The following is a 21,337-nucleotide window of genomic DNA, read 5'->3' on the forward strand; positions in this document are numbered from 1 at the left end:
TTCTGGAAAGGACTGACTGACGCGTGAGCACCCCCTATCCGTTCACCGCCATCGTCGGGATGCAGGACCTCCAACTAGGCCTGCTGCTCAACGCGGTCAACCCGGCCATCGGCGGCGTCCTCGTAAGAGGCGAGAAGGGCACGGCGAAGAGCACGGCCGTACGAGCCCTCGCGGCGCTCATGCCTCGGGTCGACGTCGTTCCGGGCTGCCGTTTCTCCTGTGCGCCCGCCTCGCCCGATCCGGCGTGCCCGGACGGGCCGCACGACAGCGGTGTCACCGGGGAGGCACGGGCCGCCCGGATGGTCGAGCTGCCCGTGGGCGCGTCCGAGGACCGTCTCGTGGGGGCGCTCGACATCGAACGGGCGCTGTCGGACGGCGTGAAGGCGTTCGAGCCCGGCCTCCTCGCGGACGCGCACCGGGGCGTGCTCTACGTGGACGAGGTCAACCTGCTCCACGACCATCTGGTCGACCTCCTGCTCGACGCCGCCGCCATGGGCGCGTCGTACGTCGAGCGCGAGGGCGTGTCCGTACGGCACGCCTCCCGCTTCCTGCTCGTCGGGACGATGAACCCCGAGGAGGGTGAGCTGCGCCCGCAGCTGCTCGACCGTTTCGGTCTGACCGTGGAGGTCGCGGCCTCGCGCGAGACGGACGAGCGCGTGGAGGTCGTACGGCGGCGGCTGGCGTACGACGACGACCCGGACGGGTTCACGGGGCGCTGGGCCGGGGAGGAGCGCGCCATGCGCGAGCGGATCGCCGCCGCGCGGGCGCTGCTGCCGCGGGTGCGGCTGGGCGACGCGGCGCTGCGGCAGATCGCGGCCACCTGTGCGGCGTTCGAGGTGGACGGCATGCGGGCCGACCTCGTGATGGCCCGTACGGCGACGGCGCTCGCCGCGTGGGCGGGACGCGAGGACGTGCTCGCCGAGGACGTGCGGCAGGCCGCGCTCCTCGCGCTGCCGCACCGCCGCCGCAGGAACCCCTTCGACGCGCCCGGCCTCGACGAGGACAAGCTCGACGAGACCCTGGAGCAGAACAGCGGCGCGGACGACGACCCGGACCCCCAGGGCCCGGACGGGGCCGGGCCGGACGACGACGACGGCGGTGGCGGGCCCGACGGGGGCGGCGGCCTGCCGCCCGAGGCGCCTGAGGGCGGCGAGCAGTCCGAGCAGCCCTCCGTGCCCGAGCAGGGGCAGCCCCAGGAGGCCCCCTCGGAGTCCTCCGGGCCGTCCGCCGAGCAGACCGAGCAGACCCCCGCCGAGGGCGCGCGGGCCCCGGAGAAGGCCGCTGCGCCCGCCGCTGAGCCGTTCAAGGCCCGTACGCTCACCGTCCCCGGGCTCGGTGAGGGCGCCGCCGGACGGCGCTCCCGTGCCCGTACGGCGCACGGTCGTACGACCGGGGCGCGGCGCCCGCAGGGCGCGCTCGGCAAGCTCCACCTGGCGGCGACCGTGCAGGCCGCGGCGCCGCACCAGCACGCGCGGGGGCGCGCGGGCAACGGGCTGCTGCTGCGCAGGGACGACCTGCGCGAGGCCGTACGGGAGGGCCGCGAGGGCAATCTCGTGCTGTTCGTGGTCGACGCCTCCGGTTCGATGGCGGCGCGGCGGCGTATGAGCGCCGTCAAGGGCGCCGTGCTGTCGCTGCTGCTCGACGCCTACCAGCGGCGCGACAAGGTCGGCCTGGTGACGTTCCGCAGGAGCGAGGCGGAGGTCGCGCTGCCGCCGACCTCGTCCGTGGACACCGCCGCCGCGCGCCTGGAGTCGCTGCCGACCGGCGGCCGTACGCCGCTGGCGGCCGGGCTGCTGAAGGCCCGCGAGGTGCTGCGCGTGGAGCGGATGCGCGATCCCGCGCGGCGCCCCCTGCTCGTCACCGTCACGGACGGCAAGGCCACCGGCGGCCCCGAACCGCTCGTACGGACACGCCGCGCGGCCTCCCTGCTCGCCGCCGAGGGCACCGCCTCGGTGGTCGTCGACTGCGAGACGGGGCCCGTACGGCTCGGGCTCGCGGCCGAACTGGCGCGGGACCTCGGGGGCCCCGCCGTCACGCTGGACGAGCTGCGCGCCGACGCCGTCACCGACCTCGTACGCCATGCCACCGCCACGCACTCACGGAGGGCCGCCTGATGCCAAAGGGACAGCCGGACGTCGTACCGGACGACGGACTCACCACGCGCCAGCGGCGCAACAGGCCGCTGGTCGCCGTCCATACGGGCACCGGCAAGGGCAAGTCGACCGCCGCGTTCGGGATGGCGCTGCGCGCCTGGAACCAGGGCTGGCCCATCGGGGTGTTCCAGTTCGTGAAGTCGGCCAAATGGAAGGTCGGCGAGGAGCGGGCACTGCGCGTGCTGGGCGACACCGGCGAGGGCGGCACCGTCGCCTGGCACAAGATGGGCGAGGGCTGGTCCTGGATCCAGCGCAGCACCCAGGACGAGCTGAGCAGCGAGGAGGCGGCCCGCGAGGGCTGGGAGCAGGTCAAGCGCGACCTGGCGGCCGAGACGTACAAGCTCTACGTGCTGGACGAGTTCGCCTACCCGATGCACTGGGGCTGGATCGACACGGACGAGGTGGTCTCCGTGCTGAACGAGCGTCCGGGCAGCCAGTACGTGGTGATCACCGGGCGGAACGCGCCGGAGAAGCTGCTGGAGGCCGCCGACCTGGTGACCGAGATGACCAAGGTCAAGCACCCCATGGACGCGGGCCAGAAGGGCCAGCGGGGCATCGAATGGTGACGTGCGGAACGGTGGCCCCATGCTGAACGCCCCGCGGAACGCCGTGCCGCGCCTGGTCGTCGCCGCGCCCGCCTCGGGCTGCGGCAAGACGACGGTGGCCACCGGACTGATGGCCGCCTTCGCCGGGCGGGGGCTCGCCGTGTCGGGCCACAAGGTCGGCCCCGACTACATCGATCCGGGCTACCACGCGCTGGCGACGGGCCGCCCGGGGCGGAACCTGGACGCGTACCTGTGCGGCCCGGGACGGATCGCGCCGCTGTTCGCGCACGGCTCGGCGGGTGCCGATCTCGCCGTCGTGGAGGGCGTGATGGGCCTCTACGACGGCGCGAGCGGCGAAGGCGAACTGGCCTCCACCGCGCATGTGGCGAAGCTGCTCAAGGCGCCCGTGGTGCTCGTCGTGGACGCGTCCTCGCAGTCCCGGTCGGTGGCGGCCCTGGTGCACGGTTTCGCCTCCTGGGACCCGGAGGTGCGGGTCGCGGGCGTGGTGCTCAACAAGGTGGGGTCCGCGCGGCACGAGGAGCTGCTGCGGGAGGCCCTGGGCGGCTCCGGCGTGCCCGTCCTGGGCGCGCTCCGGCGTGCCCCTGTCGTACGGGCGCCCGCGCGCCATCTGGGCCTCGTCCCGGTGGCCGAACGGCGGGCCGACGCCGTCGAGTCGGTCGCCGCGCTGGCGGAGCAGGTGCGCGAGGGGTGCGACCTGGACGCGCTGCTGGCACTGGCCCGGAGCGCGCCGCCGCTGGACGGCGCGGCGTGGGACGCGGCGGCGGAGGTGACGGCCGAGGAGGTGGCCAGGCCCTCTGAGGGGGCGCGCCCTGTCGTCGCCGTGGCGGGCGGCCCCGCGTTCACCTTCTCGTACGCGGAGCATACGGAGCTGCTGCGGGCCGCGGGCGCCGAGGTCGTCCCCTTCGACCCGTTGCACGACGAGACGCTGCCCGAGGGGGCCGGCGGGCTCGTCATCGGCGGGGGCTTCCCCGAGGTGTACGCGCCGGAGCTGTCGGAGAACGAGCCGCTGCGCAAGGAGATAGCGACGTTCCAGGGGCCCGTCGCCGCCGAGTGCGCCGGACTGCTGTACCTGGCCAGGGAGCTGGACGGCAAGCCGATGTGCGGCGTGCTGGACGCGACCGCGCGGATGACGAAGAACCTGACCCTGGGCTACCGGGAGGCCGTCGCCGTCGCGGACAACGTGCTCGCCGTGGCCGGTACGCGCGTACGGGGGCACGAGTTCCACCGCACGACCCTGGAGCCGGGGGCGGGCAGCGAGCCCGCGTGGGGCATGGTCCGCCCCGAGCGCAGGGTCGAGGGCTACGCCCGGGGGAACGTGCACGCCTCGTACCTGCACGTCCACTGGGCCGCCGTTCCCGAGACGGCCCGCAGGTTCGTGGCGGGAGCGGCGCGACGGCAAGGGACGGCACGATGACGACGGAGGCGGCGACGGCGTCCCTCTTCGTCGGGGTCGGCGCCCGCGAAGGCGTGACGGGGAACGAGGTGCTCCAGGCCGTTGAGCGAGTGCTCAACGAGACCGGTACGGACGCGCGTTCCGTCGCGGCGCTCGTCACGGCCGACACCAAGGGGAGCGAGCCCGGGCTGGCCGAGGCCGCCGCGCGACTGGGCGTGCCCTTGCGTACGTACGCGGCGGAAGAGCTGGCCGGAGTGACCGTTCCCAGCCCCTCGGACACCGTACGGGAGACCACCGGAACCCCCTCCGTCGCGGAGGCGGCGGCCCTGCTCGCGGCCGGGGACGGGGACCGGGACCGGGAGGGCGAACTGCTCGTCCCCAAGCGGAAGTCGGAACGGGTGACGGTCGCGGTCGCCGCGCGCGCGACACCTCACGCTCCCGACCTGCGCCACCACGGCGACGCCGAGGTGCGCGGCACCGGCGCCGGTCTGACGGACCTCGCGGTGAACGTCCGTACCGGCACTCCCCCGGAGTGGCTGCGCGCCCGGCTGGTGGCCTCGCTGGACGGTCTCGCCGCCTATCCGGACGGCCGTCCGGCACGTGAGGCCGTGGCCGAACGGCATGGCCTCGCGCCGGACCAGGTGCTGCTGACGGCGGGCGCCGCCGAGGCGTTCGTGCTGCTCGCGCGCGCCCTTCCGGCGGCCCGTCCGGTCGTCGTGCACCCCCAGTTCACGGAGCCGGAGGCGGCGCTGCGGGACGCCGGGCACGAGGTGGACCGCGTCCTGCTGGACCCGGAGGACGGTTTCCGGCTGGACCCCGCGCGCGTTCCCGCCGACGCCGATCTGGTCGTCGTGGGCAATCCGACGAACCCCACGTCCGTCCTGCACCCCGCCGGCGCCCTGGCGGCGCTAGCCCGGGAGGGACGGACGCTCGTGGTGGACGAGGCGTTCATCGACGCCGTCCCGGGCGAACGGGAGTCCCTGGTGCCCCTGCTCGGCCGGCTGCCCGGACGGGTGGCCGTCCTGCGCAGCCTCACCAAGACGTGGGGGCTCGCGGGGCTCCGGGTCGGCTATGTGCTGACGGATCCGGCGACCGTACGGGCGCTGGAGCGCCCTCAGCCGCTGTGGCCCGTCTCGACGCCCGCCCTGGCCGCCGCCGAGGCGTGCGGCACCCCGGACGCGCTCGCCGAGGCGGAGACGGCGGCGAAGGAGTTCGGCGCCGACCGCGCGTATCTGATGGACCGGCTCGCGGCCTTCCGGGACGCCGGTCTGCGGACGGCGACGGACGAGCCGGAGGGCCCCTTCCTGCTGGTGCGCCATCCGGACGCCGCCGCGCTCCGCGAGAGACTGCGGGAGCTGGGCTTCGCGGTGCGCAGGGGCGACACGTTCCCCGGTCTCGGCCAGGAGTGGTTCCGGATGGCCGTCAGGGACCGTGGGACGACCGACCGGCTGATGGGCGCACTGGCGACGGCCCTCGGGCGCGGATAAGGTCCGCGCGCGCCCGCTCCACGTACGACCACGTACGACCACGACCTGAGGAGGCCCCTGTGCCCGTCACCCACCGGCACCCCGGCACCGTCCTGACCGATCATGCGTTCTCCGTCCCCCTGGACCACGCGGCCCCGGACGGCGAGCAGATCGAGGTGTACGCGCGGGAGCTGGTCGCGGCGGGGAGGGAGCGCGAGGACCTGCCGTGGCTGGTCTTCCTCCAGGGCGGTCCCGGCGGCCGTTCGCCGCGTCCCGTGGGGCCCGACTGGTGGGCGCCCGCGCTGCGCCACTACCGGGTGCTGCTGCTCGACCAGCGGGGCACCGGACGGTCGACGCCCGCGAACCGTCAGTCCCTCCCGCTGCGGGGCACACCGCGCGAACAGGCCGACTACCTGGCGCTCTTCCGCGCCGACTCCATCGTCCGGGACGCCGAGATCATCAGGAAGCGGCTGCTGGGCGAGGGCGTCCCCTGGTCGGTCATCGGGCAGAGCTTCGGCGGGTTCTGCACGACCACGTATCTGTCGTTCGCGCCGGAGGGGCTCCGCGAGGCGTTCATCACCGGCGGGCTGCCGGGCCTGCGCAGCGGGCCCGAGGACATCTACCGGATGTCGTATCCCCGCGTCGCCTCCAAGAACGCCGACTTCTACGAGCGTTACCCCGGGGACGCCGAAACGGTGCGGCAGATCACCGAGCACCTCGCGGAGCACGAAGTCGCGCTGCCGGACGGCAGCCCGTTCACGGTGGAGCGCTTCCAGTCCCTCGGCCTGATGCTGGGCATGGGCAGCGGCCCGCACGCGCTGCACTACCTGCTGGAGGACGCCTGGACCTCCGGCCGTACGGGACGCGAGCTGTCGGACACCTTCTTGGAGGGCGCGCGCACGCATGTCTCCCTCTCCACCAACCCGCTGTTCGCGCTGGTGCACGAGGCGTCCTACGGGCAGCGCTCGGTCAGCAAGGAGGGCACCCGGTGGGCGGCGCAGCGGGTACGGGACGAGTTCCCCGCGTTCGACGCCCGGCGGGCACTGGACGAGGGACGGCCGGTGCACTTCACCGGGGAGATGATCTACCCCTGGCAGTTCGAGACCGACCCCGCGCTGATGCCGCTGCGCGAGACGGCGCACCTGCTGGCGGAACGGGGCGACTGGCCGGACCTGTACGACCCCACGCGGCTGGCGGCCAACGAGGTGCCCGTCCACGCGGCGGTCTACTACGACGACATGTACGTCGACCGTGAGGACTCGATGGCCACCGCACGGGCGGTGCGCGGCACCCGGACCTGGGTGACCAGCGAGTGGGAGCACGACGGGCTGCGCGTCAGCCAGGGGCGGGTGCTGGAGCGGCTGATCGGGATGGCGCGCGGAGAGATCTGAGGAACCGCGCGTGGGCCGTGCGTTGGCCGCGCGAGGGCCGTGCGAGGCCCTGCGTTGGCCGCACGGAACGCCGCAGGGGCCGCGCACGCGGGCTTTGCTCAGGACCCGCCCAGGTGACCGTCAGCCCTTCTCGCGGGACGCGCGCCACTCGTCGAGGGCACGCTCCATGTCGAACGGGGCGAGGCGGTGGGGCGGGCCCTCGGGCGGGTACTTGATGGCCGCGCGGATCTTCTCGTTGATCCCCTCGACGATCTCGCGGACCTCGGCCTCCGAACGGGCCCGCGCCAGGGCGGCGCGGGCCTCGTCGGCCTCCTTGCGGAGCACGAGGGAGGGCGGCAGATGGCTGAGGTTCTCGTCGCGCATCTTGCGCTCGACCCACCACTGCTCGTTGTAGGGCCGCTTCTCGTCCTTCAGCGGCTTGCCCGCACCCGGCAGATTCGCGAACTCGCCGCGCTCCTCGGCCTCGCGGATCTGCCTGTCGGCCCAGGATTCGAAGCTGATGCCGGGCGGCTTGCGCTCAGTCACGGTGCGTCCCCTTCTCCGGTTCCGCCGGTGGCCGGGCCCCTGCCGCGCGGCGCGCGGGGTCAGGGCCTGGGGTCGGGTACCTCGCAGGCCCCATCCTCGCAGACGGGCGCGTCGGTGCCCGCGGCGGCGGTGGCCACGGTGACCAGGCCGCCACCCGCCGCGTACGCCTGGTCGAGCGCCTGGGTGAAGACCTCGGGGGGCTGGGCGCCGGAGACGCCGAAGCGGCGGTCGATCACGAAGAACGGCACACCGGTGGCGCCGAGTTGGGCGGCCTCGCGCTCGTCCGTCCGTACGGCCTCCGCGTACGCCTCCTTGTCGGCGAGGACGGCGCGCGCCTCCGTCTCGTCGATGCCCGCCTCCGTGACGACGCGCAGCAGCGTCTCCTCGTCGTTCAAGTTCAGCAGGTCGGCGAAGTGGGCGCGGTAGAACGCGTCGAGGAGGGCGTCGTGCTCCTTCTCGCCGAGCGCCCTGGCGGCGTGCAGCAGCCGGTGGAGGTCGAAGGTCGAGCCGCTGATCAGGCGCCCCTCCCCGTACTCCAGGCCCTCCCCGGCCGCGGACGCGGCGACGTCCCGCTCGGCGGCCTCGGCCTGCTCCGGCGACAGCCCGTACTTCTCCACGAGCATCTGGGTCACGGGGCCGCCCGGCGGGTCCCCCGCGTTCGGATTCAGCTCGAACGAGCGGTGGTGGACCTCCACCTCGCCGCGGTGCGCGAACGCCGCGAGCCCCTTCTCGAAGCGTGCCTTGCCGATGTAACAGAAGGGGCAGGCGATGTCGGACCAGATCTCTACTCGCATACCGGGGGCAACCCCCGCGCCGCGGGTGCTATTCCCCGGGCCACGCCCAGCCGGACGGCGTCCTGGGGACGCAGTCGCAGCTCCTCGGCGGTCTCCGGGACGCGCTCGGGGCCTCTTTTGAGGATCGCGGCGGCCAGTTCCGGTGCGATCACCGAGAAGTAGCTGTCCGGCGTCACCCACAGCGCGCCGGGCGCCGCGAGCGCGAGGGCGCCGCCCGAGCCGCCCTCGCCGATCAGCAGCGAGGTGACGGGGACGGTGGCCTCGGCGACGGCGGCGAAGGCGTCGGCGATGGCCGGTCCGGCGCCCGCGCGCTCGGCCTCGGCACCGTTGGCCGCGCCGGGGGTGTCGATCAGCGTGAGCACGGGGATGCCGAGCCGGTCCGCGAGCCGGATCAGCCGCGCGGCGGTGCGGTATCCGGCGGGCAGGGTCGCGGTGCCGCACTGCGCGGCGAAGGCGACGGTACGGCCCTCGTGGCGTCCGAAGCCGCACCGCATGCCCGGGTCGACGCCTCCGCAGCGGTCGCCGCTGATCTCCTCGCGCTCGTCGAAGCAGGCGTCCAGATACGCCGCGGCACGGGGCCTGTCCCGCGAGCGGGCCCGGGAGACGGCCTCCGTGCCGCTCTCCGGGAGCGGGACGGGGGCGAGCGCGTGCGGGACGGGCACGGGCTCGGGGCCGGTCTCAGAGCCGGTCCCGGGTGCCGTTCCGCCCGTCAGGAGGCCGAGCCAGCGGGCGACGGCGGCACCGGCCCCGTCCTCCGGCACGATCTGGTCGAGGTGCCCCGTCGCGAGCTGTCCCTCGACGGTGTAAGCGCCCGGGTCGGCGCCCGGCGGGCGTACGCGCGACCCCGCGAACCCGGCCTGCGCGCCCGGCAGCCCGAGCACCACGTCGGCGCCCGCGGCGAGGGTGGCCCAGCCGCCGCCCGTCGCGGGGTCGCGGACGAGCGCGAGCTGCGGCAGTCCCGCGCGCCGGGTGAGCGCGGTCTGCCGGGCGACGCGCTGGAGCTGGGTGAGCGCCCGCATGCCCTCCTGCATCCTGCTGCCGCCCGTCGCGACGAGCGTGACCACGGGCAGTCCCTGCTCGCGCGCCCGCGTGTGCGCCGCCTCGATACGGTCGCCCGTACGCTCGCCCAGCGAGCCGCCGAGATAGCCGAACTCGAAGGAGATCAGCACCGTTTCGACGCTGCCCGCCTTGCCGGTGCCGCAGACGACGGACTCGCTCTCGCCCGTACGGTCGCGGGCCCGCGCGCGTGCGGCGTCGTATCCGCTCCAGTCGAGCGGGCCGTCGGGGGGCTGTGGACGTTCCGGATCCGTGAACGCGCTGAAGTCCCGTGCCACCAGGCCGAGCGCGTCCCGCGCGGAGAGGGCCGAGGGTCCCGTCGTGGTCATTGCTCCAGGCTGCGGTACGCGCCCCCGCCGTGTCATCCGGGGTCATCCGGGGTCATTCGCGCCCGAGGCGTGCGGCCCTCTCCAGGAGGTAGCGCCGTTCGGGCAGGCTGAGGGTGCGTTCGGCGGCCGTGAGGTACGCGGCGACGGCCGCCTCCGGTTCTCCGGCCATTTCGAGAAGGTGCGCCCGTACGGCCGCGAGCCGGTGGTGCCGTGCCATCGACGGGTCGCCGTCCAGCGCGGCCAGCCTGTCGAGCCCGGCGCGCGGGCCGTGCACCATGGCGGCGGCGACCGCGTGGTTGAGCGCGACGACGGGCCCGGGGGCGAACCGTTCGAGAAGGCCGTAGAGCGCGAGGATCTGCGGCCAGTCGGTCTCGTCCGCCGAGGGCGCCTCGTCGTGCACGGCGGCGATGGCGGCCTGGAGCTGGTACGGGCCGAGGCGCCGGTGGGTGAGCGCCTCGGTGACGAGCGCGACGCCCTCGTCGACGGCCTCCTTGTGCCACAGCTCCCGGTCCTGCTCGGCGAGCGGGACGAGCGAGCCGTCCGGCTTCGTACGGGCGTCGCGCCGCGCGTCGGTGAGCAGCATGAGGGCGAGCAGCCCCGCCACCTCGCCGTCCTCCGGGAGGAGTCGGCGCAGGTCGCGGGTGAGGCGGACGGCCTCTCCCGCCAGTTCGCGGCGCTGGAGGGAGCTGCCCGCCGTGGCCGTGTAGCCCTCGTTGAAGATGAGGTACAGGACCTGGAGGACGGCGCCGAGACGGTCGGCGAGTTCGGCCTTCCCGGGGCGCGCGAACCGTCCGCCCGCCTTACGGATGCGCTGTTTGGCGCGGCTGACGCGCTGCGCCATGGTCGCCTCGGGGACCAGATAGGCGCGGGCGATCTCGGCCGTGGTGAGACCGCCGACGGCGCGCAGGGTGAGCGCGGACTGCGACTCCGGGGTGAGCACCGGATGGCAGCACAGGAAGAGCAGCGCGAGGGTGTCGTCCTCGGACGGGGCGCGGCTCTCGCCGGGCGGGGGCGCGTGGAGCGCGTCGCTCGGGGCGCTGGCGGCGATGCGTTCCTCGCGCCGTCTGCGCGCCTCTTCCGCGCGCAGGGTGTCGGCCAGCCGCCGGGAGGCGACGCGGATGAGCCAGCCGCGCGGATTCCGCGGCCTGCCGGACTCGGGCCACTGCCGTACGGCCGCGAGCAGCGCCTCCTGCACAGCGTCCTCGGCCGCGTCGAAATGACCGTACCGGCGTACGAGCGCGCCCAGGACCTGCGGCGCCAGTTGGCGCAGCAGGTCCTCGTCCGGTGTACGCGCGGTCATGGAACCGATCGGTTCCGTTACGTCCGCCGTCACATCTCCGGGGCGCCGGCGTCCTGGATGGGCTGGACGACGAGCGGAAGGGCGGGCGCGCCCTCGGGGATGGGACAGGAGTAGGCGCGGGCGGCGATCTCGATGGCCCGCTCCTCGCTGGCGACGTCCACGATCCAGTAGCCCGCCAGGACCTCCTTGGCCTCGACGAACGGGCCGTCGGAGACCACGGTCCTGCCGTCCTTCACGGAGACGGCCTTGCCCTGCGCGGGGGCGGTCAGCCCCTGGGCGTCGACGAGTTCACCGGACTCGGCGAGGTCGTTGTTGAGCGCGCCCATGTGCTCGAACATCGCCTTCATCGCGTCCTCGGTCCATACGACCGACCCGTCCCCCTTGCCCTCCATGGCGTCGTACTCGGCCTGGTTGCCCATGACCATCAGCATGTACTTCATGGTGTACGCCTCCTTGGCACGGCACCCGGTGCGGGCGCCTCTCAAGAGGGACGTCGGAGCCGTCGCGGGGTTCTCGACATCCCGGGAGAGAGAAATTCTGCCGCCCCGGTGCGGCGGACGCACGGCTTCCGCGGACCACCGCAAGAAGCGTCCGCTGCCGCACGACACACCGGTTACTGCACGACGCGCCCGCGCAGCACGACGTGCCGGGGTGCCGCCAGGACTCCCACGTCCGCCCTGGGGTCGGTCGGGTAGACGACGAGATCGGCCGGTGCGCCCTCCTCCAGCCCGTGCCTGCCCAGCCAGGAGCGGGCGCCCCAGGTGGCGGCGGAGAGCGCGTCCAGCGCGGGGACACCGGCCTTGACCAGCTCGGCGACCTCCTGGCCCACCAGCCCGTGCGGCAGGGAGCCGCCCGCGTCGGTGCCCGCGAAGACGGGGACGCCCGCGTCCCAGGCGGCACGCACGGTCTCGTACCGGCTCTCGTGGAGGCGCCGCATATGGGCGGCCCAGCGGGGGAACTTGCCCTCGCCCCCGTCGGCGAGCGCGGGGAAGGTGGCGATGTTGACGAGCGTGGGCACGATGGCGACGCCCCGCTCGGCGAAGAGCGGGATGGTCTCCTGGGTGAGCCCCGTGGCGTGCTCGACGCAGTCGATCCCGGCGTCCACCAGGTCGTACAGGGAGTCCTCGGCGAAGCAGTGCGCGGTGACGCGCGCGCCCTCCTCGTGGGCTGCGGCGATGGCCTCCTCGATGGCCCAGCGCGGCCAGCAGGCCGTCAGGTCGCCCTCCTCGCGGTCGATCCAGTCGCCGACGAGCTTGACCCAGCCGTCGCCGCGCCGCGCCTCCTGGCGCACGTAGGCGGCGAGGTCGCCGGGCTCGATCTCGTGCGCGTAGTTGCGGATGTAGCGGCGCGTACGGGCGATGTGACGGCCCGCGCGGATGATGCGGGGCAGGTCCTCGCGGTCGTCGATCCAGCGGGTGTCGGAGGGTGAGCCCGCGTCGCGCAGCAGGAGCGCGCCCGCCTCGCGGTCGGTGAGGGCCTGCTTCTCGCTGGTGGAGTCGTCCACGGGGCCGTGCGCGTCGAGCCCGACGTGGCAGTGCGCGTCGACGAGGCCGGGCAGCGTCCAGCCCTCCAGAGTGGTCACGGGGAGCGCGGCCGGCGGGCGTTCGTAGGTGATCCTCCCGTCCACCGCCCACAGCTCGTCACGGACGTCCTCGGGCCCCGCCAGCACCCGCCCCTTGACATGCAGCACCCGCTGCGTCGCACGCTCACTCATGGGGGCACTGTACGACCGGCGGGACGAGTTACGGGGACGAGTTACGGGAAAGCCCTGACACCCGCGGCCACACGGAATTAGGCTGCATTTCACGCAGGCTTTCGAGTACAGGTGCCCGTATTCTTCTGCCCGCTTTCCGTCGGCTCAAACGCCAAGATTTCGCTAGCTTCAATCGCCGTAATTCGGACGCGTCTCGCCTCCGTTACGTCACTGTGACGGACCCCACAGGATGATTCTTCTGCCCGGATAAAACCCCATATGACCGGGGAGAATGGCGAGGTCTTACGCGCCTGCGCGCTCCCGCGCGATAACACAACGCGCCCCCCTCACGTAACCCCTGCCCCCCGTGCGCTTTCAGATTCTGCTGGGTAAATTGAATCCGCATGACCGCCGCACAAGCAGACCTTGCACGTGCCCATAGCGATTTCCTGGAAATGCCGGAGGGACTGAAGCTCGACACTCCCCGGGTGGAGGACGGAGCCGCGATCTGGCGCATCGCCCGCGACTCCAGGACGCTCGACCTGAACTCCTCCTACAGCTACCTGCTGTGGTGCCGTGACTTCGCGGCCACCTCGGTCGTCGCCCGCGACGCGGACGGCGCTCCGGTCGGGTTCATCACCGGCTACGTACGCGCCGACAGCCCCCGCACCCTCCTGGTGTGGCAGGTAGCCGTCGACGAGGCGGCGCGCGGCCGCGGGCTCGCGGCGGCGATGCTCGACGGACTGACCCTGCGGGCCGCCCAGGAGACCGGCATCGACACCGTCGAGACCACGGTCACCCCCGACAACGCCCCCTCGAACCGCCTGTTCACCTCCTACGCGCGTCGCCACGCGGCGCCGGTCGAGAAGGAGGTGCTGTTCGATGCCGAGGTCTTCCCCGAGTCGGGCCATGACCCCGAGGTGCTGTACCGGATAGGTCCGGTCGTGTTTCCCGGCGCAGCGCAGCGCTGACGTACACGGCCCTCGCCCCCGCGCGTCCGGTACCGACCGGTTCCGTCCGCACCCCTCATCAGACTTCCTCTCCTCTCACATGACTCACTCCCAGGAGCAAGCCGTGACCATCACCCAGCCGGACCTCAGCGTCTTCGAGACCGTGGAGTCGGAGGTGCGCAGTTACTGCCGTGGCTGGCCCACCATCTTCGACCGCGCCCAGGGCGCCCACATGTACGACGAGGACGGCCACACCTACCTCGACTTCTTCGCCGGAGCGGGCTCGCTCAACTACGGCCACAACAACCCGGTCCTCAAGCGCGCCCTCCTCGACTACCTGGAGCGGGACGGCGTCGTGCACGGTCTGGACATGTCGACCGGCGCCAAACGGGCGTTCCTGGAGGCGTTCCAGGAGACGATCCTCAAACCGCGCGGCATGGACCACAAGGTCATGTTCCCGGGCCCGACCGGCACGAACGCCGTCGAGGCCGCGCTGAAGCTGGCCCGTAAGGTCAAGGGCCGCGAGTCGATCGTCTCGTTCACCAACGCGTTCCACGGCATGTCCCTGGGCTCGCTGGCCGTCACCGGCAACGCGTTCAAGCGCGCCGGCGCCGGTATCCCGCTGGTGCACGGCACCCCGATGCCGTTCGACGACTACCTGGACGGCGCCACCCCGGACTTCATCTGGTTCGAGCGGCTGCTGGAGGACCAGGGCTCCGGCCTGAACAAGCCCGCGGCCGTCATCGTGGAGACCGTGCAGGGCGAGGGCGGCATCAACGTCGCGCGTGCCTCCTGGCTGAAGGCGCTCTCCGACCTGTGCCACCGCCACGACATGCTGCTCATCGTCGACGACATCCAGATGGGCTGCGGACGCACCGGCGCCTTCTTCTCCTTCGAGGAGGCGGGAATCCAGCCGGACATCATCACGCTGTCCAAGTCGATCGGCGGCTACGGCATGCCGCTCGCGCTCACCCTGTTCAAGCCGGAGCTGGACATCTGGGAGCCGGGCGAGCACAACGGCACCTTCCGCGGCAACAACCCGGCCTTCGTGACGGCCACCGCCGCGCTGGAGACGTACTGGACCGACGGCCAGATGGAGAAGCAGACCCTCCAGCGCGGCGAGCAGGTCGAGACCGCGCTGCGGGCCATCGCCGAGGAGCACGCCGGAGAGGTCGCCGACTTCCGCGGCCGCGGCCTGGTGTGGGGCCTGGAGTTCCACGACAAGAACCGCGCGAACGCCGTGGCCAAGCGCTGCTTCGAGCTGGGGCTGCTGATCGAGACCTCGGGCCCGCAGAGCGAGGTCGTCAAGCTGCTCCCCTCGCTGACCATCACCCCCGAGGAACTGGACGAGGGGCTGCGCGTCCTCGCCAGGGCGGTCCGCGAAACCGCCTGACGCCCCGCCGACTCGGCCCGCCCCGGCAGTCGCCGGGGCGGGCCGCCCCCGTAATGGACCCCCGTCATGGGCACCCGGCCCGTGCCGGACAGACAGAAAGGCACCATCTCACCGTGATCGTTCGTTCCTTCAAGGACATCGAGGGCACCGACCGCCACATCAAGGCGGCCTCGGGCACCTGGGAGAGCAAGCGGATCGTGCTGGCGAAGGAGCGCGTCGGCTTCTCGCTGCACGAGACGATCCTCTACGCGGGCACCGAGACCGACATGTGGTACGCGAACCACATCGAGGCCGTCGTCTGCGTGGAGGGCGAGGCCGAACTCACCGACCGCGAGACCGGGAAGAAGTACACCATCACCCCCGGAACCATGTACTTGCTGGACGGGAACGAGAGGCACACCATGAGGATCAAGGAGGACTTCAGGTGCCTCTGCGTCTTCAATCCTCCGGTCACCGGCCGCGAGGACCACGACGAGAACGGTGTGTACCCGTTGCTCACCGAGCCCGAGCCCGCCGAGGGCTGACCGGCAAGCCGTAGGCCAGAGAAAGGGCCATCGAACAGACAGGAACCTTCAACAGAACAGGAGAGGAAGGCACTTCCATGACCACCGCACCCGAGCGCACTGCCGACCTGTACCCGACCCGTGGCACCACCGAGGTGCTGATCGAACGGCAGGACCCCGTCCTGTGGTCCGACCCGGGGAGGAAGGGCCCGATGGGCGAGACCCATCTTTCGGCGTTCGAGCGGGACGGATTCCTGATCCTCGACGAGCTCCTCGCGCCCGATGAGATCCCGGCGCTCCAGTCCGAGCTGGAGCGGCTCACGACCGATCCGGAGATCAAGGCGGACCCGCGGTCCATCGTCGAGCCCAAGTCACAGGAAATCCGTACCGTGTTCGAGGTGCACAAGATCAGCGAGATCTTCGCGCGGATCGCTTCGGACCCGCGTGTGGTGGGCCGTGCCCGGCAGATCCTGGGTTCGGACGTCTACATCCACCAGTCCCGGATCAACGTGAAGCCCGGCTACGGCGCCAGTGGCTTCTACTGGCACTCCGACTTCGAGACGTGGCACGCGGAGGACGGCCTCGCCCGGATGCGGACCGTGTCCCTGTCGATCGCTCTCACCGAGAACTTCGCGTTCAACGGCAGCCTCATGCTCATGCCGGGTTCGCACAAGACGTATCTCGGCTGCGAGGGCGCGACGCCGAAGGACAACTACAAGCGCTCGCTCCAGATGCAGGATGCGGGTATCCCGTCCGACGAGGCCCTGGAGCGGCTCTCGTCGGAGTTCGGGATCGCGCAGTGGACCGGCGATCCCGGTTCGGCCGTCTGGTTCGACTGCAACACGATGCACGGCAGCGGGGACAACATCACCCCGTATCCGCGGAGCAACGTCTTCTTCGTGTTCAACTCCGTGGAGAACACCGCCGTGGAGCCCTTCGCGGCTCCCGTCCGGCGCCCCGAGTACATCGGCGCGCGGGACTTCACGCCGGTCCGGTGAGCAGCCAGCTTCCCTGAGCTGACCCGCACCGCGTGAGGGGCGGGGCAGTCGCGCTGCTGCCCCGCCCCTTTGAGAAACCCGTCGCTACGAGCGCCCGTCCGCGAGGACGTTCAACAGCCGGTCCACGTCCGCCTCCGTGTTGTAGAGGTGGAACGCGACGCGCAGGTTGCCGTCCCGTGCCGAGGCCACCACGCCCGCCTCCGCCAGCAGCCCAGCCGCTCCGCCCAGTCCCGGCACCGCGGCGATGGCCGAGTCGCCCGGCACCGCCTCGTACCCCGCACCGGCCCGCGCACCGAGCCCCGCGACACCGGCGCGGAACCGCCGCGCCAGCGCGCGGTCGTGCGCCCCGATCGCGTCGCGCCCCACGCGCTCCACCAGCGCGAGCGAACGCGCGGCCCCCAGGTACGGCAGGAACGCCGGGCTCTCGTCGTAGCGCCGCGCGTCGGGCGCGTACCGGGCGACCGGGCCGTACGCGTTCTCCCACGGCCGCTCCCCCGCCACCCAGCCCGCGTGCTGCGGCAGCAGCACCCGCGCGTCCTGGGCCTCCTCCGAGACGACGAGGAAGGACGTACCGCGCGGACAGAGCAGCCACTTGTACGCGGCGCTCACGACGTAGTCGTGGTCGTCGGCGCGCAGCGGGAACCAGCCCACCGCCTGCGTGCTGTCCACCAGTGTCCGCGCCCCCGCCGCGCGCGCCGCCTCCCGGATCGCGCCGAGGTCGGCGACCCGTCCGTCGGCGGACTGCACGGCGCTGACCGCGACCAGCGCGGTCGTGGCGTCGACGGCCTCGGCGAGCCGTTCGAGCGGGGCGGTACGGAGCTTGAGGTCGTCCCGCACGGTGAACGGGTTCACGACGGAGCTGAAGTCGCCGTCCGCGACGAGGACCTCCGCGCCGACGGGCAGTGAAGCGGCGATCAGCCCGACGTGCGTCGAGACGGCGCTGCCGAGCGCCACCCGGTCCGGCGTCGTCCCGGCGAGCCGCGCGAAGGAGGCACGCGCCTCGTCGGCGACGGCGAAGTAGCGCGGCATGTCGATCCGCCCGGCCGCCATGTCCGTGACGCTCTCCCGTACGGCGTCGGCCGTACGGGAGGGGAGCAGGCCGTGGGAGGCGGTGTTGAGGTAGGTGCGGCCGGTGGATTCGCGGGACCCGGTGCTGAACTCGTCGGCCAGGAGAGAGGCCGTGGCGCTGTCGAAGCTGGCTTCCATGGCGCCAGTCTCCCCACGAGGGGGGCTCGTGCGGCTACCCCTCGCGCTGTCCGTCCACCCTGCGCGGCAGGCCGAGCGGGTTGTCGTCCCGCAGTTCGGGCGGCAGCAGCGGCTCGGGGGTGGACTGGTAGGCGACCGGACGGAGCCACCGTTCCATCGCGGTCGCGCCGACGGAGGTGGACGTGGAGGTGGTCGCCGGGTACGGGCCGCCGTGGTGCTGCGCCGCCGCGACGGCGACGCCGGTGGGCCAGCCGTTGACGAGGACGCGGCCCGCGAGGGGCGTCAGCGCGGCGAGCAGCCCGGCGCCCGTGCCGTCCTTCCCGGCCGCCTCGTCCTCGCTGAGCTGCACGGTCGCCGTGAGGTTGCCGGGCAGCCGGGCGAGCACGGCGCCGACCTCGGCCTCGTCGGCGTAGCGGGCGACGACCGTGACGGGGCCGAAGCACTCCTCCAACAGTTGTTCGTGCGGCCCGTCGCCGGTCAGACGGCGCGCGGGCACGGTGAGGACGCCCGCGCCGACCGTCCGGTCCTCGGGCCCTTCCGCACCCGGGCCCGCCTCCACGGGCACGTCGACGCCGTCGAGGCGCGCGCGCTCGGCGACGCCGCTCAGGAACGCCTCCCGCATCCGCGTGTCGAGCAGCGTCCCCGGCTCCGTCGCGCGCACGCGCTCCGCGAGGACGCCGAGCAGCCGGTCGCCCGCCTCGCCCTGCGGCGCGAGGACGAGTCCCGGCTTCACGCAGAACTGGCCGGTCCCCAGCGTCATCGAGGCGGCGAGGCCCTCGCCGATCTCCTCGGCGCGCTCCTCGGCGGCCGAGGCGGTGACGACGACGGGGTTGAGCGAGCCCAGCTCGCCGTGGAACGGGATGGGGCGCGGCCGGGCCGCCGCGGCGTCGTAGAGGGCACGTCCGCCCCGTACGGAGCCGGTGAAGCCCGCGGCGGCGACCAGCGGGTGCTGGACGAGTTCGACGCCCGCGTCGAAGCCGTGGACGACGGAGAGCACGTCCTCGGGCATGCCCGTCGCGACGGCGGCGGCACGCAGGGCCGCCGCGCAGAGCTCCGAGGTGGCGGGGTGGTCGGGGTGGGCCTTGACGACGACGGGGCACCCGGCGGCGAGCGCGCTGGCGGTGTCGCCGCCGGGGACGGAGAAGGCGAGCGGGAAGTTGGACGCGGCGTAGACGGCGACGACGCCCAACGGGATGCGGTAGCGCCGCAGATCGGGCCGGGGCGGGGCGAGCGAGGGGTCGGCGTGATCGATGATCACGCCGAGGAACGCGCCGTCCTCGACCTCGTCGGCGAAGGCCAGCAGCTGGCCCGTCGTCCTGGTCAGCTCGCCGCCGAGCCGTGCGGTGCCGAGCGCGCTCTCCGCGTCGGCCGTCGCGACGATCTCCTCGCGCCGGGCCTCCAGTTGTGCGGCGCAGGCGCGCAGCAGCGCGGCGCGCGCGGTACGGTCCGCGAGCGCGGGAAGCGCCTCGTGCGCCCCGCGCGCGGCGCGGTCGACGTCCTCCGCCGTGGCCTCGGTGGTGACCTGCTCGCGCTGCTTCCCGGTCCGGGGGTCAACGCTCCACACTGGTACTCCAGCCACCGTGTCCTCCTGCCCGGTTCCTGACCGGTTGCCTGCACCGACCCCGACGGTGTTCGGTATGCTGAACAGCGTCTCTGTCAGTGAATTCCGCGATACGGCAGGGACTCTAGGGCTGCGCGAACAGAGGGGTCAAGGTCGATGTCAGCTGCCGAGACGGGTGGATCGCAGGTCAAATCGGCCGTGCGGACGGTGGAGTTGCTGGAGTTCTTCGCGGGACGGCCCGGCATGCACGCGCTGGCCACCGTCCAGGAGGCCGTCGGATACCCCAAGTCGAGCCTGTACATGCTGCTGCGCACCCTGGTCGACCTCGGCTGGGTGGAGACGGACGCGACGGGCACGCGGTACGGCATCGGCGTACGGGCGCTGCTCGTCGGCACCTCGTACATCGACGGGGACGAGGTCGTGGCCGCCGCCAAGCCGACCCTGGACCGGCTCTCCGACGACACGACAGAGACCATCCACCTCGCCCGGCTCGACGGCACCAACGTCGTCTATCTCGCGACCCGTCAGTCGCAGCACTATCTGCGCCCGTTCACCCGCGTCGGACGGCGGCTGCCCGCGCACTCGACGTCGCTGGGCAAGGCCCTGCTCGCGACGTACAGCGACGAGCAGGTGCGCAAGATGCTGCCCGAGACCCTCGCGCAGCTCACCGAGCACACCCTCACCGACCGCGAGAAGCTCATCGAGGAGCTGCACCTCGTCCGCGAACAGGGCTACGCGGTCGACCGCGAGGAGAACACCCTCGGGCTGCGCTGCTTCGGCGTCGCCGTCCCGTACCGCACCCCGGCGCGCGACGCGATCAGCTGCTCGGTGCCCGTGGCCCGGCTGACACCCGCACACGAACAGATGATCAAAGACGCCCTCTTCGACGCGCGGGACCGCCTGATCCACGCCACCCGGAGGCTGTGACCGCACAATCACAGGGTGAGAAGAAAAGCCAGAAAAAGGACAACTCTCTGCGCGGCCGTCCTCGCGGCCGGAGCCCTGTGCGGCGCCGCGTTCCCCTCCCCCGCGGCCCCGCGTGCCGCCTCAGCGCCGCCTCCCGAACGGATCCGCGTGCTGTCCTGGAACATCTTCCACGGCGGCCGGGACCCGGGCCTGGGCGGCGAGAAGAACCTCCCGCTGCTCCTGGACCAGCTCGTGGCCCTCGCGCCCGACGTGTTCTTCTCCATCGAGACCTACGGCGCGGCCCACGAGATCCGCCAGGCCCTCACCGAGCGCGCGGGCAAGGGCACGTACCACGCCGTGCAGGTCACCCGGGGGCCGCAGGGACAGACCAGGGACAACCTCTGGATCTTCACCCGGCACCGCGTGGACCGTACGTTCCCCGTACCGAGCGGTCACACCGTCAGCGACTTCAACACGGGCGGCGCGCGCGTCGTCCTGCCGGACGGGCGCCGTCTCAACCTGGTCGACACCTGGCTGAACTTCTCCCGCCCCTGGGTCGGCAACATGGTCAGCGCGAACGCCGCCGCCGCGCACGAAGGGAAACGGCCGCCCTACCCCCGCTCCCGGGTGGCCTGGGCGGAACGCCGTAAGCAGGCCCGGCAGTTGCGCGACATCCTGCGCGTCCAGCTCCCCCGCATGCTCGGCGGCAGCCGCGCCCCCGTCCTCCTCGCGGGCGACCTCAACACCGTCGCCACGACCGACTGGACGCCACGCTGGTCGCGCTGCCCGGGACACCACGGGCTCTCCTACGACCTGAAGGCGACGGACCTCCTCACCCGGGCGGGCTTCCGCGACACCTACAGGGAGACCCGTCCGGACGTCTGCGAGGACCCGGGCGGCTCCTGGAACACGCTGCGGCGGGCCGAGAGCGACGAGGGCGGTCCCTTCGACCGTATCGACTACATCTTCGCCAGGGGAGAACGGCTCAGGACGGACCGTTCGTTCACCGTCGACACGCGGCTGCGGTCGCACCCTCCGGGCCCGTTCTACTCCGACCACGCGGCGGTGGTCACGGACCTGACGCTGGAGTGAGCACCGTCTCCGCCGCGCGGCGGAGACGGTTCACCACCGGGCAGGACGTGCGGCGGGAGCCG

The 21,337-nt window shown here is 72.9% G+C and carries 19 protein-coding genes; 11 read left to right on the forward strand and 8 right to left on the reverse strand.

Annotated elements, in window-relative coordinates; all coding sequences use genetic code 11:
* Positions 1 to 23 precede the first annotated feature (23 nt).
* The 5 genes from ACGF3A_RS18070 to ACGF3A_RS18090 are packed head-to-tail and all read left to right on the forward strand — an operon-like array spanning position 24 to position 6,969.
* Complete coding sequence (locus tag ACGF3A_RS18070; protein WP_393730871.1) at positions 24 to 2,114, forward strand: putative cobaltochelatase; 2,091 nt, start codon at positions 24 to 26, stop codon at positions 2,112 to 2,114.
* Entirely contained in the window at positions 2,114 to 2,719 is a 606-nt protein-coding gene (cobO, locus tag ACGF3A_RS18075; RefSeq protein WP_393730873.1) for a cob(I)yrinic acid a,c-diamide adenosyltransferase, read from the forward strand. The genes ACGF3A_RS18070 and cobO overlap by 1 nt, the downstream gene beginning before the upstream one ends.
* A 19-nt stretch (positions 2,720 to 2,738) precedes the next feature.
* Entirely contained in the window at positions 2,739 to 4,133 is a 1,395-nt protein-coding gene (locus tag ACGF3A_RS18080; RefSeq protein ID WP_393730875.1) for a cobyrinate a,c-diamide synthase, read from the forward strand.
* A complete protein-coding gene (gene cobC, locus ACGF3A_RS18085; RefSeq protein WP_393730877.1) occupies positions 4,130 to 5,599 on the forward strand; it encodes an Rv2231c family pyridoxal phosphate-dependent protein CobC in 1,470 nt (489 codons plus the stop codon). The genes ACGF3A_RS18080 and cobC overlap by 4 nt, the downstream gene beginning before the upstream one ends.
* A 59-nt stretch (positions 5,600 to 5,658) precedes the next feature.
* A complete protein-coding gene (locus ACGF3A_RS18090; RefSeq protein WP_393730879.1) occupies positions 5,659 to 6,969 on the forward strand; it encodes an alpha/beta fold hydrolase in 1,311 nt (436 codons plus the stop codon).
* 120 nt (positions 6,970 to 7,089) lie between these two features.
* On the opposite strand, the gene ACGF3A_RS18095 is transcribed toward ACGF3A_RS18090, so the two are convergent.
* From ACGF3A_RS18095 to ACGF3A_RS18120, 6 genes are all read right to left on the reverse strand, one after another.
* Positions 7,090 to 7,494 carry a DUF1992 domain-containing protein gene (locus tag ACGF3A_RS18095; RefSeq protein ID WP_393730881.1) on the reverse strand — a complete coding sequence of 135 codons (405 nt, stop codon included), beginning with the start codon at positions 7,492 to 7,494 and terminating at the stop codon, positions 7,090 to 7,092.
* A gap of 59 nt (positions 7,495 to 7,553) precedes the next feature.
* Entirely contained in the window at positions 7,554 to 8,288 is a 735-nt protein-coding gene (locus ACGF3A_RS18100) for a DsbA family oxidoreductase (protein WP_393730883.1), read from the reverse strand.
* The gene (locus ACGF3A_RS18105; RefSeq protein WP_393730885.1) at positions 8,279 to 9,673 is read right to left on the reverse strand and encodes a carboxyl transferase domain-containing protein; all 1,395 of its coding nucleotides are present in this window, start codon (positions 9,671 to 9,673) and stop codon (positions 8,279 to 8,281) included. Before ACGF3A_RS18105 ends, ACGF3A_RS18100 begins: the two co-directional genes overlap by 10 nt.
* Before the next feature lie 52 nt (positions 9,674 to 9,725).
* Entirely contained in the window at positions 9,726 to 10,973 is a 1,248-nt protein-coding gene (locus ACGF3A_RS18110; protein ID WP_393730887.1) for an RNA polymerase sigma factor, read from the reverse strand.
* Between the two features lie 29 nt (positions 10,974 to 11,002).
* Positions 11,003 to 11,413 (reverse strand): YciI family protein, encoded by a 411-nt coding sequence (locus ACGF3A_RS18115; RefSeq protein ID WP_393730889.1) that lies wholly within the window; start codon positions 11,411 to 11,413, stop codon positions 11,003 to 11,005.
* 173 nt (positions 11,414 to 11,586) lie between these two features.
* A complete protein-coding gene (locus tag ACGF3A_RS18120) occupies positions 11,587 to 12,687 on the reverse strand; it encodes an amidohydrolase family protein (protein ID WP_393730891.1) in 1,101 nt (366 codons plus the stop codon).
* A gap of 434 nt (positions 12,688 to 13,121) precedes the next feature.
* On the opposite strand from ACGF3A_RS18120, the gene ectA reads away from it, so the two are divergent.
* The 4 genes from ectA (at position 13,122) to thpD (ending at position 16,510) form a co-directional block, all read left to right on the forward strand.
* Positions 13,122 to 13,637, forward strand: a complete 516-nt coding sequence (gene ectA, locus ACGF3A_RS18125; protein ID WP_393730893.1) for a diaminobutyrate acetyltransferase — start codon at positions 13,122 to 13,124, stop codon at positions 13,635 to 13,637.
* Positions 13,638 to 13,740: 103 nt separating this feature from the next.
* Entirely contained in the window at positions 13,741 to 15,009 is a 1,269-nt protein-coding gene (gene ectB, locus ACGF3A_RS18130; RefSeq protein ID WP_393730895.1) for a diaminobutyrate--2-oxoglutarate transaminase, read from the forward strand.
* Positions 15,010 to 15,122: 113 nt separating this feature from the next.
* Positions 15,123 to 15,533: an ectoine synthase gene (locus ACGF3A_RS18135; RefSeq protein WP_393730897.1), complete on the forward strand. Its 411-nt coding sequence runs from the start codon at positions 15,123 to 15,125 to the stop codon at positions 15,531 to 15,533.
* A 77-nt stretch (positions 15,534 to 15,610) separates the two neighbouring features.
* Positions 15,611 to 16,510: an ectoine hydroxylase gene (gene thpD, locus ACGF3A_RS18140; RefSeq protein WP_393730899.1), complete on the forward strand. Its 900-nt coding sequence runs from the start codon at positions 15,611 to 15,613 to the stop codon at positions 16,508 to 16,510.
* Between the two features lie 84 nt (positions 16,511 to 16,594).
* Here thpD and ACGF3A_RS18145 read toward each other — a convergent pair whose 3' ends face one another.
* Together ACGF3A_RS18145 and ACGF3A_RS18150 are read right to left on the reverse strand one after the other, a co-directional pair.
* Positions 16,595 to 17,716: an aminotransferase class V-fold PLP-dependent enzyme gene (locus ACGF3A_RS18145; RefSeq protein WP_393730901.1), complete on the reverse strand. Its 1,122-nt coding sequence runs from the start codon at positions 17,714 to 17,716 to the stop codon at positions 16,595 to 16,597.
* 34 nt (positions 17,717 to 17,750) lie between these two features.
* Positions 17,751 to 19,295 carry an aldehyde dehydrogenase (NADP(+)) gene (locus ACGF3A_RS18150; protein WP_393730903.1) on the reverse strand — a complete coding sequence of 515 codons (1,545 nt, stop codon included), beginning with the start codon at positions 19,293 to 19,295 and terminating at the stop codon, positions 17,751 to 17,753.
* Between the two features lie 138 nt (positions 19,296 to 19,433).
* Between ACGF3A_RS18150 and ACGF3A_RS18155 the strand changes: the two genes are divergently transcribed.
* Positions 19,434 to 20,204: an IclR family transcriptional regulator gene (locus tag ACGF3A_RS18155; RefSeq protein WP_393730905.1), complete on the forward strand. Its 771-nt coding sequence runs from the start codon at positions 19,434 to 19,436 to the stop codon at positions 20,202 to 20,204.
* Positions 20,205 to 20,219: 15 nt separating this feature from the next.
* Positions 20,220 to 21,275 carry an endonuclease/exonuclease/phosphatase family protein gene (locus tag ACGF3A_RS18160; protein WP_393730907.1) on the forward strand — a complete coding sequence of 352 codons (1,056 nt, stop codon included), beginning with the start codon at positions 20,220 to 20,222 and terminating at the stop codon, positions 21,273 to 21,275.
* Positions 21,276 to 21,337 lie beyond the last annotated feature (62 nt).

It is taken from the genome of Streptomyces sp. NPDC048172, from assembly GCF_043202595.1.
Classification (GTDB): domain Bacteria; phylum Actinomycetota; class Actinomycetes; order Streptomycetales; family Streptomycetaceae; genus Streptomyces.